The sequence below is a fragment of the Niallia yueguangensis genome, assembly GCF_052663115.1.
On the sequence record NZ_JBQTCX010000004.1, the window covers coordinates 43528 to 61927 of the forward strand.

Annotated in this window: 18 protein-coding genes; all 18 read left to right on the top strand. The window is 35.0% G+C overall.

Going from position 1 to position 18400, the window contains the following annotated elements:
- The first annotated feature begins 157 nt into the window (after positions 1 to 157).
- The 18 genes from ACTYA4_RS05065 (at position 158) to cysT (ending at position 18388) form a co-directional block, all read left to right on the top strand.
- On the top strand, positions 158 to 1033 hold the full coding sequence (locus tag ACTYA4_RS05065; RefSeq protein ID WP_443480020.1) for an ABC transporter ATP-binding protein: 876 nt from the start codon (positions 158 to 160) through the stop codon (positions 1031 to 1033).
- Positions 1030 to 2661, top strand: coding sequence for a hypothetical protein (locus tag ACTYA4_RS05070; RefSeq protein ID WP_443480019.1), 1632 nt, complete (start codon positions 1030 to 1032; stop codon positions 2659 to 2661). The genes ACTYA4_RS05065 and ACTYA4_RS05070 overlap by 4 nt, the downstream gene beginning before the upstream one ends.
- On the top strand, positions 2642 to 3433 hold the full coding sequence (locus tag ACTYA4_RS05075) for a DUF4097 family beta strand repeat-containing protein (RefSeq protein WP_443480018.1): 792 nt from the start codon (positions 2642 to 2644) through the stop codon (positions 3431 to 3433). The genes ACTYA4_RS05070 and ACTYA4_RS05075 overlap by 20 nt, the downstream gene beginning before the upstream one ends.
- A gap of 195 nt (positions 3434 to 3628) precedes the next feature.
- A complete protein-coding gene (locus ACTYA4_RS05080) occupies positions 3629 to 4777 on the top strand; it encodes a D-alanyl-D-alanine carboxypeptidase family protein (RefSeq protein WP_443480017.1) in 1149 nt (382 codons plus the stop codon).
- Positions 4770 to 5360, top strand: coding sequence for a nucleoside recognition domain-containing protein (locus ACTYA4_RS05085; RefSeq protein WP_443480016.1), 591 nt, complete (start codon positions 4770 to 4772; stop codon positions 5358 to 5360). The genes ACTYA4_RS05080 and ACTYA4_RS05085 overlap by 8 nt, the downstream gene beginning before the upstream one ends.
- 2 nt (positions 5361 to 5362) lie before the next feature.
- On the top strand, positions 5363 to 5896 hold the full coding sequence (locus ACTYA4_RS05090) for a spore maturation protein (RefSeq protein ID WP_443480015.1): 534 nt from the start codon (positions 5363 to 5365) through the stop codon (positions 5894 to 5896).
- Positions 5897 to 6546: 650 nt separating this feature from the next.
- Positions 6547 to 7272, top strand: coding sequence for a 23S rRNA pseudouridine(2605) synthase RluB (gene rluB, locus ACTYA4_RS05095; protein ID WP_445505572.1), 726 nt, complete (start codon positions 6547 to 6549; stop codon positions 7270 to 7272).
- A gap of 268 nt (positions 7273 to 7540) precedes the next feature.
- The gene (resA, locus tag ACTYA4_RS05100; RefSeq protein ID WP_443480013.1) at positions 7541 to 8065 is read left to right on the top strand and encodes a thiol-disulfide oxidoreductase ResA; all 525 of its coding nucleotides are present in this window, start codon (positions 7541 to 7543) and stop codon (positions 8063 to 8065) included.
- A 19-nt stretch (positions 8066 to 8084) separates the two neighbouring features.
- Positions 8085 to 9731, top strand: coding sequence for a cytochrome c biogenesis protein ResB (gene resB, locus ACTYA4_RS05105; protein WP_443480012.1), 1647 nt, complete (start codon positions 8085 to 8087; stop codon positions 9729 to 9731).
- Positions 9732 to 9794: 63 nt separating this feature from the next.
- On the top strand, positions 9795 to 10142 hold the full coding sequence (locus ACTYA4_RS05110) for a hypothetical protein (RefSeq protein WP_443480011.1): 348 nt from the start codon (positions 9795 to 9797) through the stop codon (positions 10140 to 10142).
- 46 nt (positions 10143 to 10188) lie between these two features.
- Entirely contained in the window at positions 10189 to 10407 is a 219-nt protein-coding gene (ccsA, locus tag ACTYA4_RS05115; RefSeq protein ID WP_443480010.1) for a cytochrome c biogenesis protein CcsA, read from the top strand.
- A 165-nt stretch (positions 10408 to 10572) separates the two neighbouring features.
- Positions 10573 to 11289 (top strand): response regulator transcription factor, encoded by a 717-nt coding sequence (locus ACTYA4_RS05120; RefSeq protein ID WP_443480009.1) that lies wholly within the window; start codon positions 10573 to 10575, stop codon positions 11287 to 11289.
- Positions 11286 to 13052, top strand: coding sequence for an ATP-binding protein (locus tag ACTYA4_RS05125; protein WP_443480008.1), 1767 nt, complete (start codon positions 11286 to 11288; stop codon positions 13050 to 13052). The genes ACTYA4_RS05120 and ACTYA4_RS05125 overlap by 4 nt, the downstream gene beginning before the upstream one ends.
- Positions 13053 to 13390: 338 nt before the next feature.
- The gene (sigX, locus tag ACTYA4_RS05130; RefSeq protein ID WP_443480007.1) at positions 13391 to 13942 is read left to right on the top strand and encodes an RNA polymerase sigma factor SigX; all 552 of its coding nucleotides are present in this window, start codon (positions 13391 to 13393) and stop codon (positions 13940 to 13942) included.
- On the top strand, positions 13914 to 15083 hold the full coding sequence (locus ACTYA4_RS05135; protein WP_443480006.1) for an RsiX family anti-sigma factor: 1170 nt from the start codon (positions 13914 to 13916) through the stop codon (positions 15081 to 15083). Before sigX ends, ACTYA4_RS05135 begins: the two co-directional genes overlap by 29 nt.
- A 458-nt stretch (positions 15084 to 15541) precedes the next feature.
- Entirely contained in the window at positions 15542 to 16264 is a 723-nt protein-coding gene (locus ACTYA4_RS05140; protein WP_443480005.1) for a M23 family metallopeptidase, read from the top strand.
- A 213-nt stretch (positions 16265 to 16477) separates the two neighbouring features.
- The gene (locus ACTYA4_RS05145) at positions 16478 to 17512 is read left to right on the top strand and encodes a sulfate ABC transporter substrate-binding protein (protein ID WP_443480004.1); all 1035 of its coding nucleotides are present in this window, start codon (positions 16478 to 16480) and stop codon (positions 17510 to 17512) included.
- 33 nt (positions 17513 to 17545) lie between these two features.
- Positions 17546 to 18388, top strand: a complete 843-nt coding sequence (cysT, locus tag ACTYA4_RS05150) for a sulfate ABC transporter permease subunit CysT (RefSeq protein WP_443480003.1) — start codon at positions 17546 to 17548, stop codon at positions 18386 to 18388.
- Positions 18389 to 18400: the final 12 nt, after the last annotated feature.

The following is an 18400-nucleotide window of genomic DNA, read 5'->3' on the forward strand; positions in this document are numbered from 1 at the left end:
CTTATAGAATTTGGAGAACTTGAAAAATAAGTATTACTTATATTTTCCCTTCATTTTACTTTGATTTTACTTTAGTTCGTTATATTGAAAGTAAGAAAGTAATATTTACACTTCAAACATGTAAATAACAAGAATTTTGTGCAGTGGAGGAATATAAATGGAACTTAGCATACAGAAGGTCACAAAAAGTTATGGATCTAAACAGGCACTCAAGAATTTGACTTTAAATTTAAAATCAGGAGTAATGGGGTTATTAGGACCAAATGGGGCAGGGAAATCTACGTTAATGAGGATGTTAGCTACGATTGAGAAACCTTCAAGTGGGACGATTATGTGGAACGGAACAGATATTACAAAGAATCCTGACCTCTTAAGAAGAGAACTGGGGTATTTACCTCAAGACTTTGGTGTATACCCTAACATGAATCCTATTGAATTTCTTGAATATATGGCAGCGATTAAAGGATTGTCCATTAGATCTTCAAGGAAACGAATAGAAGAATTAATGGAGATTTTGAATCTATCAAATGATCGAAAAAGACTTTTAGGAGGATTCTCTGGAGGAATGAAACAACGTGTGGGGATTGCACAAGCACTGTTAAATGACCCATCTCTGTTAATAGTTGATGAACCAACAGTAGGATTAGATCCGCAGGAACGAATCAGATTCCGTAATTTACTTTCAACCTTGTCATCCAATCGAATCGTTATTCTCTCAACCCATATCGTAACAGACATTGAGTCAATAGCACCTAATATTGCGATACTATCAAAAGGCCAACTTGTCACTTATACAACTCCGGAACACCTAATACAAACTGTAGATAATAAAGTTTGGAACTGTGTGATACCGTCTACCGGTTTACAAGATATGCAGGAGAAATACTCGATCAGCAGTGCAATTCACCGTAGTGACGGTGTGCATGCGCGAATCGTATCTGATCTTAGGCCAAACCTCAACGCTACCCCTCTGCCGTCTTCATTGGAAGATGCCTATCTATATTACGTGGCGTCACTGGGAGTGAAAGCATGAATAATACACTTGAATCTAATATTTACTTAATAAAAAATAATTTAGTCAAACAAATGAGGAGCTATTCTTTCTTACTTGTTATTGGAATATCCTTGTTCCTAGGATACGCATGTGTACCTTCGTTATCCTCAGGCTATGAAGTTTTTTATATTGGCGGAGTTAGAGGAATATATAATTCTGCTTGGCTAGGTGGCATGGCAGCGATGCTTTCCACGCTTCTATTATGGTTGTTTGGTTTTTACATGTTGAGAAGCCAGATCTTAGAAGATCAACGTCTGAAAGTCGGACAAATCATTGCATCTACTCCTATCAGTAACTTTCGATATGTTTCAAGTAAGGTAATTTCAAATTTTTTTGTGCTTGTTGTAATGGAGCTAATGATGATTCTAGCCTTTATGAGCATGCAGCTCTTGCGTGGAGAAGAGTATCAACTGGAAGTATGGGATTATTTTGCACCGTTCTTGTTCATTGCTCTTCCGTCTCTATTCGTATTGGCAGCATTAAGTGTTTTTTTTGATGTCTTTCCGGGGGTAAAGGGTGTGATTGGAAACATTATTTTTTTTGGACTTTGGATATTTTTTAGCGTAATTTCTATTGCCAGTCCCAATAGTTTCTGGGATGTATATGGACTTGATGTCATCCGTTCAGATATGGTTCAGGAAGCAGCAATGAAATATGATTTCATTGCAGATAGTCAAGAGGGTGGGAGCTTTGGATATTATCCAGTAGAAGGAAAAATTTCTACGTTTGAATGGCAAGGGGTTGATTGGAATCCTCGTCTACTAACACTACGAGTGATTTGGGTTTTTATTGCAGGGATTATTATTTTACTTTCGTCTATAGTCTTTGATCGATTTAAAAATCAAGGAAAAGGTAAACAGTCAGGAAAGCTATCAATTTTTGAAACAAACAAGAAGCTGTTAGTGAAGAGTAATTTAATCCAAAGCTTTCGTTTATCACCAGTTGAAAAAGAAAAACGAATCCATCTTTCAAGATTAGTTAAAGTGGAACTTCTTATCATGATAAAAGGCTTTTCCATCTGGTGGTATCTGTTTGTTATAGGTGTAATTGCTGCTAGTCTTTTAATCTCTCTCGACAAAATTAGGAGCTGGCTGCCGTTAGTCATGGTATTGCCTATTGCTATCTGGTCACAGATGGGGAACAGAGAAAAGCATTATTTTATGCGAGAGATTATTTTATCCAGTTGTCCACCGCTCTATAAGTTTATTGCAGTTTGGATATCAGGAGTTCTTATCGCATTGCTAATGTCTTTAGGTGTTTTGATTCATTTCCTAATGGAAGGACAGTTATTATTCCTCCACTCTTGGATTACTGGCATTTTCTTTATTCCGACATTGGGATTAGCACTTGGTAGTTTTAGTGGATCAAGGAAATTATTCGAAGTTATCTATATGCTGTGGTGGTATCTTGGTCCAGTCAATAACATGCCATATCTAGATTTCTTGGGAGTGTCAACGGGTTATCCGAATTTCTATGCGATTTTGACAGTCATCTTATTAAGTATTGCTATAGTAGTACAACAGCTACAGGCTGGAAATCACCGTATCATAGGTGCTAAAAGAACAATCAAACATAAAGGAGCATACAATGAAAAATTTAAGCAGTAAACTCGTTTTAATATTAAATGTGGGAATTATTTGTTCTATAATTTCAGGATGTGGATCAAATTCTCTTTCTAAAAATGAAACAAAATCTTTTGAAGGACAGAAGATAGAAGAAATTAATATTAAGACAGGAGGACAAAACATCGAATTTCGTCCATCTAATGGAAAAGAAGTAACGGTTAAAATGAAAGCAGAAAAGGAATTACCAGCAAAGGTTGAAGACAATGTCTTATCTGTTGTTATTGAAGATTCATCAGATTTTATTCATTTTAAGACAGAAACTTTGTATGTTGATATACCGAAAGATACGTATAAAAAAATAAATCTCGTAACGACTTCTGGGAACATTACAGGGGAAGACCTGAAAGCAGAAAAATTAATTCTAACAGCCGATTCTGGAGAGATTAATATCAATGGCTTTGAAGGCGATAAGGTAAAAGGGGAGGTTGTGTCTGGTAATGTGAAACTAGTCAATATTATGGGAGATTTGTCGATCGAAAATGATACTGGCAACGTTAGTGTGTCTCACAAAGGAACGTTTAAGAACGATAGTAGTATCAGTTCCAATTCAGGTGAAATTGAAGCAAAGCTAGAAGATAAACCTAATTCTCTGCAAATTGATGCAGCTACAGAATCAGGTAAAATCAAGACATCTCTTTTTTCTTCAAAAGAGATTATAACAAAGGATGCTGGCAGCAAATTAAAATCAGAAATAGGTTCAGAAGGTCCAACTTTATCACTTCATTCATCATCAGGAAATATCAATATAGATTAATAATTTAAGTATTAATTTAATAATCGTTATACAAAAATGTTTTATAGATTCGTGCTGATATTCCAATCAAGAGTATCGGCATTTTTTGTTTCGTTGGTTACCTCGATTTTTAAAGAAGTTTTTGCTTTATTGTCATAAGGCTACTTGTCCTGCATAAACATGTACAAATGACTTAATGAGATGAGGTAGTGTTAAATGAAACTATATAAAACCATTATATTTTCCCTTATCACTTCCATTTTAATATTAGCGATTCCTCATAATACAAATGCGGCGATGTATGTAAGTGCTAATAGTGCGGTATTAATGGAACAAAAATCAGGACGGGTTCTATATGAAAAGGACGCTAACACAAAAAGAAGAATAGCAAGTATTACAAAGATAATGACTGCTATTCTAGCCATTGAATCTGGAAATTTAGATGAAAAAGTGACGATAAGTGAAAATGCGGTAAAAGCGGAAGGTTCTTCTGTTTATTTAAAAGTGGGTGAAAAAATTCCACTGAAAGATTTAGTATATGGTTTAATGCTTCGTTCTGGGAACGATGCGGCTGTTGCGATTGCCGAATCCGTTGGAGGAAGTTTAGACGGGTTTGTTTACTTAATGAATCAAAAAGCAGAAGAAATTGGCATGAGCAATACGCATTTTGCTAATCCGCATGGCCTTGATGACCATGAAAACCATTATTCTACAGCCTATGACATGGCATTATTAACCCGTTATGCGATGAACAATGATACATATAAAAAAATTGCAGGAACAAAAAAATATAGATCAGAGGATCCTTCAGGAGAATGGGACCGTGTCTGGAACAATAAAAACCGATTATTAACAGAGCTTTATGACTATTCCACAGGGGGAAAAACAGGATATACAAAAAGGGCAAAAAGAACGCTTGTCAGTACGGCTGAAAAGGATGGATTAGAGCTAATTGCCGTGACATTAAATGATCCAGATGATTGGGACGACCATATTAATATGTTTGAAACTTCCTTTAAAAAATATAAATTGGCACAAGTAATCGAGAATGGAAAATTAAAAGATATCAACAATGCTTTCTATAAAAATAAATTATATATAAAACAAGGCTACGAATATCCGATTACTTCAGATGAAGAGGATTTATTTCAAATTGAATATAAATTGTCAAATGTAAATAAAGCATGGAAAAAAGATGAAAATAAAGTACCGAATATTGTAGGGGAAGTGCAAATTTATTTTGACCACAAAATAATTGATACGATTCCTATCTACTATCAGCATCAGAAAAAACAATCCAAATCATTTTTTGGGTATTTTAAACAAATGTTTATTAGCCTGACGGGAGTGGGCAGTGATGGTTAATATTATCTGGGTACTGCTTACCGTTATTGGAATTGTGTTTGCCATGGTTAATGGCACGATGGATGAAGTGAATAAGGCCGTATTTTCTGGTGCAAAAGAAGCTGTAACGATATGTATTGGTTTGATTAGTGTATTAGTATTTTGGCTAGGAATGATGAAGATTGCCGAGCAGGCAGGATTATTAAAAAAACTGACCAATCTATTTAGACCTTTTGTTGTAAAATTATTTCCTGAAGTTCCAAAAGACCATCCGGCAATGGGGTATATATTGTCTAATATGATGGCAAACTTATTTGGGCTCGGAAATGCGGCAACACCGCTTGGCATTAAAGCGATGGAAGAGTTGAAAAAATTAAATGGCGGGAAAAATACGGCAAGCAATAGCATGATTACTTTTCTTGCGGTGAATACGTCAAGTATCACATTAATACCGACAACCGTGATTGCGATAAGAATGAATTATCATGCTGCAAGTCCAACGGATATTGTAGGTCCAACATTAATTGCAACTATTTTTTCTGCCATCAGCGGTATATTAATAGATCGATATTTTTATTATAGAAGATTAAAAAAGGAGGAATGATAATGGAATTTGTTTCTTTAATATCATTATGGATGATTCCTTCCCTTATCGGTTTTATTTTATTATATGGAACATACAAGAAAATTCCTACATATGAAAGCTTTGTAGAAGGAGGAAAAGAAGGAATTAGCATTGCTTTTTCGATCATTCCTTTTTTAATTGGCATGCTTGTTGCAATTTCAGTCTTCCGAGCTTCTGGTGCATTAGAATTTTTTATGGGCTTTTTAAAACCGGTGTTACATAGTATTGGCATTCCTTCAGAAGTAGCTCCACTTGCGATTATTCGCCCGATTTCTGGAAATGCGGCGCTTGGCATGACAAGTGATTTAATTGCAACATATGGTCCAGACTCTTATATTGGCAGACTTGCTGCCACTATTCAAGGCAGTACAGATACAACATTTTACGTGCTTACTGTTTATTTTGGCGCGGTTGGCATAAAAAAAATGGGGGATGCCTTAAAAGTAGGTTTATTAGCAGATCTTGTCGGTTTTATTGTGGCGATTATCGTTGTCACGATGTTTTTTGGGAAATAATCTTTACCTAAATTACAAACAAAATTCAACTCCAAATGATCGTTTTTTGGCAACACTACTAACACAGTAGTGTTTTTTTATTTTAAGACTTTCTTTGAAAATTCATTAATTTATGTCATAATTCAAAAGGGTAATGATATTATTTGTTTTTTATTCAAACGATTTAAGGTAGCCATAAGGCATAAGCTTACTTAATTAAAGGCTGTGTTAAAGCTAATTGTTGATTTTGATGCTTTGTTGATTGGAGCGGAAGGCGTGAGACTCCTGCGGGATTAGCGAGACAGGCGAGACCCTTCAGGAGCAAAGCGACGAGGAGGCTCGGCGCTCGCTCCGTGGAAATCGAGCGATAAGCTTCGGAAAACCCCATTTAAAAGTGCTTATTTTCAGGGTGGACACTCATGCAACAAAACTTGCACCATGGCACATGAAAAGAAGCAGCTTCCACTATTTATAGCAGAGAGCAGGTTGAATACACGAAGACTCCTGTGGGAAAGCGAGACAGACAGACCCTGCAGGAGCAAAGCGACGAAGCGGCTCGGCGCTCGCCCGCGGAAAGCGAAGTGTATTCAACCTGCGGAACCCTTTTTTCAGAGTAGCCAATTAATAAATAAAGAATGACTCAAAACAAAGAAAATTTAGAGGTGACATAGATGGAAAGGTTACAAAAAGTAATTGCACATGCAGGAATTGCATCAAGAAGAAAAGCAGAAGAATTAATACTGGATGGAAAAGTAAAAGTGAACGGTGTGATTGTTAAAGAATTAGGGGTAAAAGTAACTCCTTCTGATAAAGTAGAAGTGAACGGAATACCAGTTGAAAGAGAAGAGCCTGTCTATTTTATTCTGTATAAACCAAGAGGAGTTATTTCGAGTGTTAATGATGATAAAGGAAGAAAAGTAGTAACAGATTTCTTTTCTGAAATGGAAGCAAGAATTTATCCAGTTGGCCGCCTTGATTACGATACATCGGGATTAATATTATTAACAAATGACGGAGAATTTGCTAATTTAATGATGCATCCTAAGGGTGAAATCGAAAAAGTATATGTTGCAAAAGTAAAAGGAATTCCTGTCAGAGAAAAGTTAAAGCAATTAGAAAGAGGAATTGTTTTGGAAGATGGGAAAACGGCACCTGCAAAAGTAAAACTTTTATCGTTAGATAAGAAAAAAGGAACGTCTATTATTGAGCTGAAAATTCATGAAGGCAGAAATCGACAAGTGAGAAGGATGTTTGAAGCGATTGGAACGCCTGTAATGAAGTTAAAACGGGAAAGATATGCTTTTTTAAATTTAAACGGATTACAACCAGGAGATGCTAGAGAACTGACGGCGCATGAAGTGAAGTTACTTCGGACAGAGGCAAATAAGAAAAAATAGGGAATAATTTAAAAAATTCATAAAACTTTCACAGAATGCCTGTTTGCGATTACAATATCTACAACATATAAATGGTATAATAGTGGCAGAAGTTACTTGTCTTTCCATCATTTAAATGAGTCGAGCTAGGTGAGTGGCTAGCTCCGGTGCCTAGCCACTGTGAAAGATAACCTCTTCCCTCTAAAAGTAAAAAACACTTTTTGAGTCAAGAGAACATTTTTCTTCAGAGCTGTTCAAGGCGCTTACGCTTTTGTTCCAGGGGGATGACATGAAAAAGAAACGGTTACTGCTTCGAGTGATTATTTTATTGCTGTTAATAGTTGCTTCTGCCTACACTATTTACGAGAGTATAACAGCGAAACAAGCTGAAAAAGTTCAAATTGGCCAAAAAGCTCCTGATTTTGTGCTTTTGGATCAAAATGGGGAGCAACAAAAACTTTCAAACTATAAAGGGCAAGGGGTATTTTTGAACTTTTGGGCTACTTGGTGCAAACCTTGTGAAAACGAGATACCGACTATCAATGAACTATATACACGAGATAAAAGTAAAGATGTACAAGTATTATCTGTAAACGTTGGAGAATCTTCATTTGTTGTTAATAGATTTATAGAACAATATGACTTAACTTTTCCGATTATGATTGATTCTGAAGAGCTAGTTCAGGAAGCGTATAGAATAAATCCACTTCCAGTGACATTTTTAATTGATAAGGAAGGATTTATTATCGATATATACACAGGAGAACTAACAGAAAGCAAGATTCAAGAATTGATGAGGAAAATAAAACCTTGATCTTTAGGTGGACATACATATGAATACTGTAAATTGTCAATGTGGACATAAAAATCCTTTAGGAACAAAGTTATGTGTAAGTTGTGGAAGAGTTTTACAAGAAGTAGATGCAGGCAAGATTGATATGAGGTATGAAGGCACTCCCCGCCGCTCGCAAACGTATAATAAAAATATCATTGATAAAGTTTGGAATTTTTTTTCTTCTGTTAAAGTAGGGGTATGCTTTATTTTCCTCCTGTTGCTTGCATCCATTATAGGAACAATATTGCCGCAGGAAATGTATATTCCAACGGAGATTTCCTCATATGATTATTATTCTGATACATACGGCTGGTTTGGCAGTGTATATTATAGTATAGGATTTGCTAATTTGTATCAATCTTGGTGGTATCTACTTCTTATTATTTGTTTAAGCTTTTCATTAGTAATCGCAAGTATTGACAGGTTTTTTCCATTATATCGTGCGTTAAAGCATCAGAGAGTAGGTAAACACGAAAGTTTTTATTATAATCAGCGTATTTTTTTCCAATTGCCTGCTATGGACAATGATAAGGAATTAGAGAAGAAACTCCATCAATTACGATATCATGTGAAAAAGGAGAAGCAGCATTTATTGGCAGAAAAAGGGCGGTTTTCAAGATGGGGTCCTTATATTAACCACCTTGGATTACTTATTTTTTTATGTGGGGCGATGCTGCGGTTTATACCTGGATTATATATTAATGAAGTGATGTGGATACGGGAAGAACAAACTAAACAAATTCCAGGCACAAACGGTTTATACTATTTAACAAATAATCAATTTATATTAGAAGTATATGATAAAAACAAAGAAGATAAGGTCTTTCAGCAAGCATTAGAAAATAGGACTGTGATAGCAAAAAACTTTCAAACGAATGTAACATTGCTTCAAGCTAGTCCAAACGCTATTGCAGGAGAAAAAACTTCCCAAATAAAATTAAAAGAAGCCAATATTAAAGTAAATAACCCGTTAAAATTCGCTGGCTATGCCATTTATCAAGGAGATTTTAAACTAAATGAAGTCTCCAAGGTTCAATATAAAATCATCGATAAGCAATCAAAAACAAAACTCGACACCATCCTGATTCATGTAAATAATCCAAACAGCAGCTACACATTAAAGAACGGTTTACATGTCAAAATGTTGGAATACTACCCTGATGTTCAGTTTGATAAAGGCGGAAAACCAACAACTAAATCAAAGATTCCAAATAATCCTGCTTTTATTTTTGAAATTAGCTCAGCAAAAAGCAAGGAAAAAGAACGATCATTTGCTACACTAAATCAAACAATAGAATCAAATGCAAGCAATCAGTGGAAATTAGTGTTAGATGATGTGCAAACAAAAAATGTTTCAGCTTTAACGGTGCGAAAAGACCCGATGCTGCCGATTCTTTTTGTCGGCGGAATTATATTTATGGTTGGTGTGATACAAGGTTCTTATTGGAATCATCGCAGAGTTTGGATGCAATGGCGAAATAATGAAATTTGGGTGGCAGCCCATACAAATAAAAATTGGTTTGCATTAAAACGGGAATTATCCCATCTATTTGGTGATAAAATAGATCTTCTTTCTGATAATACGATTACTTATCAAAAAAACGGCTATGGAGAGGAGGGAGAAGATGGTAAGCATCAGCAGTAATTTTTTATATGCCGCTTTCCTCCTCTATTTAATTAAAGCAACAAATGAAAAAAAGTCGAGTAAATGTACAAGAGGAATAGAAGGGATCATTCTCTTATTTTGTTCCGTACTTGGGTTCATTTTTTATCGATTATTTTTTCTGCTATCGATTATAAAGAAACCATTTATTGGATTGGAAAAGATGGTCAAAGAAATGAAATGGAGTACCATTTGCCAGTCTTCATTGGACCAAATGACAATCAGATAGTCGAAAACGGAGATAAAAACCCAATCGTGGCGGTTCCTGCATCGTTAAATAGCAATAAATTAAACAGTGTCTTGTTATCTTTCCTAGCAGGATGCATCATATGTATACTATTGCGATGGATATTCAAAAAAAAGGATTGGTGCAGTATTAAAGCTTGTCGTTAAAAATGTATCTTTAGAGCTTCTACATGAAATCAATTACCGCTCCTTTTTGATTGGTTTTCCGGTTTTTACATTAGGTGCGTTAATATTTGCGATGATTTGGGCACAAATTGCTTGGTCAAGATTTTTGAATTGGGACCCAAAGGAAGTAGGGGCTCTTATTACATGGTTATTTTATGCCGCTTTCCTTCATTTAAGAAACGAAGGATTGGCAAGGGAAAAAATCTGCATGGCTTGCTGTTATCGGTTTTATTATTATCATGTTTAATTTAATCGTAGTAAATTTGTTAATGGTTGGCTTGCATTCCTATGCTTAAATATAAAGGATTGCTGAAATCAATAAGCCTTTTTAGTATGATGGATAAAAAGCTACTTGGATCATTAAACATATATCTATTTTAGAGATAGGTTTTTTGTATAGGAGGTCTTGATGATGGAGAAAGAAATAAAAATTTTAGTAGTCGATGATGAAGAAAGAATTAGACGATTGTTAAAAATGTATTTAGAAAGAGAAGACTTTATTGTAGAGGAAGCGGAAGATGGAGACAGCGCCTTAGCGAAGGCGTTCGAGTCAGAATATGATGTAATACTCCTTGATTTAATGATGCCTGGAAAAGATGGAATGGAAGTATGCAAGGAATTAAGAGAGAAAAAAGCAACACCTGTTATCATGTTAACGGCTAAAGGGGAGGAAATTAATCGAGTACAAGGTTTTGAAGCAGGTACAGACGATTATATTGTGAAACCTTTTAGTCCAAGGGAAGTTGTTTTAAGAGTCAAGGCATTACTGAGAAGATCAACAACTGCTACTTTTGTCCAAAATGATAATGCTTCTAAAGACGTTATTGTGTTTCCATCATTAACGATTGATCATGATGCACATCGAGTATTGGCAGATGGAAAAGAAGTAAGCTTAACACCAAAAGAATATGAACTTCTTTTCTTTTTAGCAAAATCACCAGATAAAGTTTTTGATAGAGAGTTATTACTAAAAGAAGTTTGGCATTATGAGTTTTTTGGTGATTTACGAACAGTTGATACACATGTTAAACGTTTAAGAGAAAAATTAAACAAAGTATCAGAAGAGGCGGCAGCTATGATAGTAACAGTTTGGGGAGTAGGGTATAAGTTTGAGGTTAACAATGGATGATGTTTTGGAGAAGTGTAGTATTTAAACTGTGGTTTACTTTTTTACTGCTTATTTCCATTGTATTATTTATTTTAACGGTGATGTTGCTGGAATATTTTCAGCAATATCACACGGATCAGACCACAAAAGGATTGCTTAATACTGCCACAAAAATGGCAAACATAATGGAAAAGCATGACTCGAATCTTGGGGTAGAAATTGCTTGGAATCTTCTTGATAAATCTACAGGTGCAACGATTATGACAGCATCTAAAGAAATGATTGTATCACCAAATAGCAACTCCAAAAAAATTTCCACCGATTATTTATTGCAAAATAAAAAATTATCAGAAGTGTTAACAGACAATAAACCAAAAATAGTAACAACAGATTCCCAAAATCATCATAAAGATAAATTAGTGATTATCAGCGTCCCTATTGTAGAAAATGGGAAAGCTGTTGGAGCTGTTTTTATTTATCAATCTATTGAGGTGTTAAATGAGTCGAAAAAATCGACGACAAAATTTATTGTATTGGCAGCAGTTATTGCCATCATTTTAACCACTATTTTTGCTTTTTTCTTATTAACAAGAATTACAGCGCCATTGCGAAAGATGAGAGAAGCTGCCTTTGATTTATCTAGAGGGAATTTTGATACGAAAGTACCAATCATGACCCAAGATGAAATTGGAGAATTATCCGTAGCGTTTAATGAAATGGCCAAACGATTGAATTTTAATATGAATGCTTTAAGCGAAGAAAAGGAACAGCTGGGAAATATTTTAAGTGGAATGGCTGATGGAGTCATCACATTTAATAAAAATGGCAGTCTTTTAATTACGAATCCACCTGCAGAAAAATTTTTACAAGATTGGCAGTATGAACAGGGTACCCAAAAACTGCATGAGCAAGTTCCGAAACAAGTAAAAGACTTATTTCATCTAGCTGTTACTACGGGTGAAGAACAACTAGATGAAATTAAAATACAAGGACGATACTGGGTTATTATTGTTAGTCCTCTATATAACAAGGAACATATAAGAGGAGCGATTGCTGTGATCAGGGATATGACCGAAGAACGGCGACTTGATAAGCTGCGTATCGACTTTATTGCCAATGTTTCTCATGAATTGCGGACACCAATCAGCATGCTGCAAGGCTACAGTGAAGCGATCGTCGATAATATTGCAGAGTCAGAGGAAGAAAAAAAAGAAATGGCGCAAATAATTTATGACGAATCATTAAGAATGGGACGGCTTGTTAATGAATTATTAGATTTAGCTCGAATGGAAGCTGGACACCTAGAATTATTAACAGAAGAGGTAGAGTTGCGTTCCTTTTTACAAAAGATCGCCAGGAAATTTTATGCGCTTGTGAAAGAAAAAGAGATTGAATTGGCTGTTCATACGATTGAGTCAGAACAGTACTTTTTAATGGATTCTGACCGCATGGAACAAGTGCTCACCAACATCATTGATAATAGTATTAGACATACTCCAGCTAAAGGAAATGTCAGCATTACATGTAAAATGGATGAAAATGGAGTATATTGGGAAATAACAGATACAGGTGTTGGCATTTCGGAAGAAGACTTGCCTTTTGTGTTTGAACGTTTTTACAAAGCGGACAAAGCAAGAACAAGAGGAAATTCTGGCACAGGTTTGGGGCTTGCTATTGCAAAGAATATCGTGGAGGCGCATAAAGGACAACTATCTGTTCAAAGTAAATACGGTCAAGGTACGACATTTTTTATTTATTTGCCTCGAAATATTGAATATAATTAGAGAAAATGCCGATTGTTCTTGATTCATGAGAAACAATTTACCATAATAAAAAGGAAGGTGAAATGATCATTCCCTTCCTTTTTATTATGGTAAAAAGGGAAAGAACTACGCCTATTTAAAAAGATAAGAAAGTATACAATTTCAAACCTAGTTTAGAGTCTAGCTCCGGCGCTGAGCAAGGCGCCTGCGCTTTTGTTCATTATGGTCATATAAATAGTTTTTTCTTAACAAAGAATGGATTGGGCTTAACTTGAGCTTAAGTTTTTATATTATTTTTTTTAAAATGAAACTAATCGCACCTTAAATACGACTGATTTTATGAACGGGGAGGGAAAGAGATGAACTCCGTTTTTGATGAAATATATAATAAGTATCATCATGACGTTTTTCAATTTTTATTTTATATGGTAAATCATAAAGAAACAGCGGAAGACTTAGTACAGGAAGTGTATATTCGTGTATTAAAGTCGTATCACCGGTTTGAAGGGAAAAGTTCAGAAAAAACATGGTTATTCAGTATTGCACGTAATGTTGCAATCGATCATTTTCGAAAGCATAAAAATATAAAAAGCAGAATGATGGAGAAATTTGATTGGTCCAAACAGCAAATTAAGGCAGATGATGTATTGCCAGATGAACTAATGCTGCAATCGGAAGAAGTGAAGAATATTTATAAAGCTTTAAAAAAATGTACGATTGATCAACGTTTAGTTATTGTCATGCGATTTATTCAAGAACACACTATAGCAGAAACTGCGGAATCGCTAGGATGGACAGAAAGTAAAGTGAAAACAACACAACATAGGGCATTAAAAGTATTAAGAAAGCAGATGGAGAAAATCAGCAGAGAGGAGGACAGCGATGATGAAACAATCAAAATGGAGCGATGAACAACTAACCAACCTTTTAAAACAACTTCCTTGCTTAAAGGATGAACGGCACCCGACAACAGTTTATCAGCAAATAATAGCAAAACAAAAAAAGCATCGGCGCCGAAACTGGATGCTGCCTTCTATCGCAACAATATTCTCATTGTTTCTTTTTGTTGTTATTATAAATAGCATCATGAATGAGGGAACAAGATCAAGTGAAAAAAAATCTGCTTTGCAAGATCGTAATCTGGCAACAATACAATCTGAAGAAAAGATGACAAAAGCAGAAAATCGAGGATCAACCTTTGATCTTGCGAATACAAAGGATGTTCAGTTAGAAACAAATGCGGTTTATGGAGATGATATAAAAGGCAAGGAAGTTCTGACATATCCAATCCCAGATGAAAACTTACAAGTTGTCGTACCTGTAAGTATTCTTGTCGATAATCAGCAATACGCAAACAAATTTGACTTATATAAGAATTATATGAAAAAGTTATCCGAGGATAGCTGGAATTTAAAGGAGTACTATCCTATTAATGCCGATATTTCCTTTAATTCCAATAAAAAGGCGGTAATAGTGAATGTAGAACAAGCGCCTTCTGCCTTTACATCTGCTGGAGATCATTTTTATTCTGCGATATTAAATGAACAACTACATGCTGTAGATGCCAAAAAGGTATTGTTTTTTACAAAAAATAAACCTGGGATTATTTTTGGAAACTGGGGAGAAATAAGATCGCATCATTACCAAGAGTTGGAGAATAGAGGGTACTTTCTACTTCATACTGGAAGCGAAGCTAATAATATTTATTATGTTCCTTCGTTTGATTCATATGACACCATTGAGAAAGCTTTTTATGATATGCAAAATGATCAAAAAATGTTAGGACTTTCTGCATCTTTGCCTAATACGATACATGTTGAAAAAATAACGAGCAACCATTCCAAAAAACAATTAATCGTTTTTTTTACAAAAGATAGTAAGTTTGAAGAAAATCTTACTACGATAAGAGCGATTGAGGCAATTTTATTAACCGCAAAGGATTTTCATTATTCATCTGTAAAATTTGAAAATACGAGAATAAAACAAATAGGAAGATTTATCTTGTCAAAAGAAGTAAAAGTTCCTGTTGCTGCAAATAAAAGAGGTATTTAATTAAAGTAAAACTTCCATCATGGGTAGGAAGAAAACTCCTACTGATGGAAGTTTTACTTTTTTATGTATAGATTCCCTATCAATAGAAATAATAAACTTTGTTCCTTCATAAGCTGCTTCTTATCAATCACTACTATTGTTTTGGAAGGCTGTTTTCGTATAGAATGTTGCTTTTAAACTCGCAGCCTGAATACACTTCGCTTTCCGCGGGCGAGCGTCGAGCCTCCTCGTTGCATACACTCCTGTGGGGTCTCGTCTTTCTCGCATTCCCACAGGAGTCTACGTGTATTCAGTCTGCTGAGTACTTCTTCTCCCATTTTTTTACGTAAAAAACAACAAACTTTGAGAAAACAGCCTTTTGTAATATAACTTTTTTCATGCCTAATAAGGGTATAAGAGGTTAGCAGACAAAAATAGTTGTTCTGCGATGTATTTTTAAAGTGAAAAAGGAGGAAAGCATGATAGAGTCCATAAGGAGACTGCTAATAGCAGCAATTATGCTTCAATTTATTAGTTTATTGTTAGGGAGTAGCCGATCAGAAGCAAGTTCCATTTCTATTTCAGAACGTACAAAAGATTGGATATGGCCGAGTGATGGAGTTATTTCAGATCTATTTAATTCAAGAAATGGTCATCATAAAGGGATTGATATTGCTGGAGAGCTTGATTCTCCAATCTATGTGGTGGACGATGGAAGAGTTGTAAAATCTTATCTTTCTAAGTCATATGGCAATGTTATTTTTGTAAAGCATCATAATGGAATGGAGACTGTGTATGCCCATTTAAATAAACGTAAAGTCAAAGAAAATGAAACAGTGGAAAAAGGCGATATCATTGGTATGATGGGGAACACAGGTGAATCATCAGGAGTTCATTTGCATTTTGAATTACATAATAAAAAGTGGACGATAACTAAAAAAAATGCAGTTAACCCTATTTTAGCATTAGGAAATGTTGAGGTAGGCCAAAGCGTTCATGCCACACATCAGAAAAAGGACAAGTATGCTGCCTATCAAAAACAACGAGAAAACGATGTAGTTCAAGCTACAAAAGAAATAAAAAGAATGGAAGCATATCATAACCCAAAAAAAGCCACCCAAACAAAAAATAGTTTTATCGATTTTATCTTAGATGAAAACACGTATTCACTTTTGTTCCCGATAGTAGTGAAATTTTTGTAGATAATTTGTAATAAATGTAGGGATAATGAAAAAATATAAAAAAACCTAGTTGACAACTATGAATAATAAGGATTATTATGGATTAATAAAAATAATAGTACTTTAGATGCTGATTAGACAAACTAAAGGCATATTACCAGATTAGCTAAGATGGTAATATGCCTTTTTTTACGGCATTAACCAAGTACATAGATCAAATTAGGAGGATTTAAAATGAAAAAAAGCATTATTTTATTGTTATCAACTATCTTACTAGTTGGAATTTTGTCTGCTTGCGGCAAAACAGAGAAAACAACGACAAAAAAATCGAAAGAAAATGTGGAATTATTAAATGTATCTTATGATCCAACAAGAGAGCTTTACCAAGAATTTAATAAAGCATTTGCTGAAAATTGGAAAGAAAAAACTGGGCAAACTGTGACAATTAAGCAATCGCATGGAGGATCTGGAAAGCAAGGACGAGCTGTAATAGATGGGTTAGAAGCAGATGTTGTAACCTTGGCTCTTGCGTATGATATTGATGAAATCTCGCAAGTTGCTAATCTATTAGATGAAAATTGGCAGAAACGGTTACCGAATAATTCCACACCATATACGTCTTCTATTGTATTTCTTGTGAAAAAAGGAAATCCTAAAGGCATAAAAGATTGGAATGATTTAATTAAAAAAGATGTATCTGTCATTACCCCCAACCCAAAAACATCTGGTGGTGCAAGATGGAACTATTTAGCGGCATGGGCATATGCAAAACAAGCAAATGGTGGAGATGAAGGAAAAGTAAAAGACTTTATGAAAAAATTGTACCAAAATGTAGAGGTATTAGACTCCGGGGCGCGGGGAGCTACGACAACCTTTGTAGAACGCGGAATTGGCGATGTTCTTATTGCATGGGAAAATGAAGCCTATTTAACATTAAAAGAGTTTGGTTCCGATAAATTTGAGATCGTCAATCCTTCTATCAGTATTTTAGCCGAACCGCCTGTTGCAGTAGTAGATAAAGTAGTGGACAAAAAAGGTACAAAGAAAGTGGCAGAAGCTTATTTAAACTATTTGTATACAGAGGAAGGCCAGGAAATTGCAGCTAAGAATTTCTATCGCCCTCGAAATAAAGAAGTTTTAAACAAATATAAAAATCAATTTGCAGATATTAATTTAGTAACAGTAGATGGAGAATTTGGCGGTTGGAAAAAAGCGTCAGAAACACATTTTAATGATGGTGGCACATTTGATGAAATTTATCAACCGTAATTTAATAGAATAGATGAAAAAAGTTGGTGTGGTATGGAAAAAGTAATCATAAATAAGAAGCCAAGACGAAAATCACATATTCCAGGGTTTGGATTTACGTTAGGGTTTACGTTGATTTATTTATCCTTAATCGTTCTCATCCCATTATCGATGATATTTTTAAATTCTTTTTCAAATGGATTCGATGAATTTTGGGGCATTATTACAGAACGAAGGGTATTGGCATCTTATAAATTAAGTTTTCTAACAGCGTTTGCAGCCGCCTTTATTAATGCGATATTCGGTTTATTAATAGCTTGGGTGCTAACAAGATATCAATTTCCAGGAAAAAGAATAATAGATGGTCTTGTTGATTTGCCATTTGCCTTGCCAACTGCAGTAGCCGGCATAACACTAACAACGCTTTATGCTGCTAACGGTTGGATTGGTCAATTTTTTAACTTCAAAATAGCATTCACACCTGTTGGAATCATCATTGCATTAGTTTTTATCGGATTGCCGTTTGTTGTAAGGATGGTACAGCCAGTTTTAGAAAATATCGAGGCAGAAGTAGAGGAAGCATCCGCTGCGTTGGGGGCTGACAGATTTCAAACTTTTTTCAGAGTGATATTGCCGGAGTTGATTCCGGCAATCATCACTGGATTTGCGCTCTCTTTTGCCCGCGCTTTAGGAGAATATGGATCTGTTGTTTTTATATCAGGCAATATGCCGTTTAAAACAGAAATATCCCCATTAATAATCATGACGAAGCTGGAGCAATATGATTATAAAGGTGCTACTGCTGTTGCGGCAGGGATGCTGATCATTACGTTTATTATTTTGTTTTGTATTAATTTTCTTCAATGGTGGAGCAATCGGAAATATTTAAGCAGGTAGAGGAGAATAAAA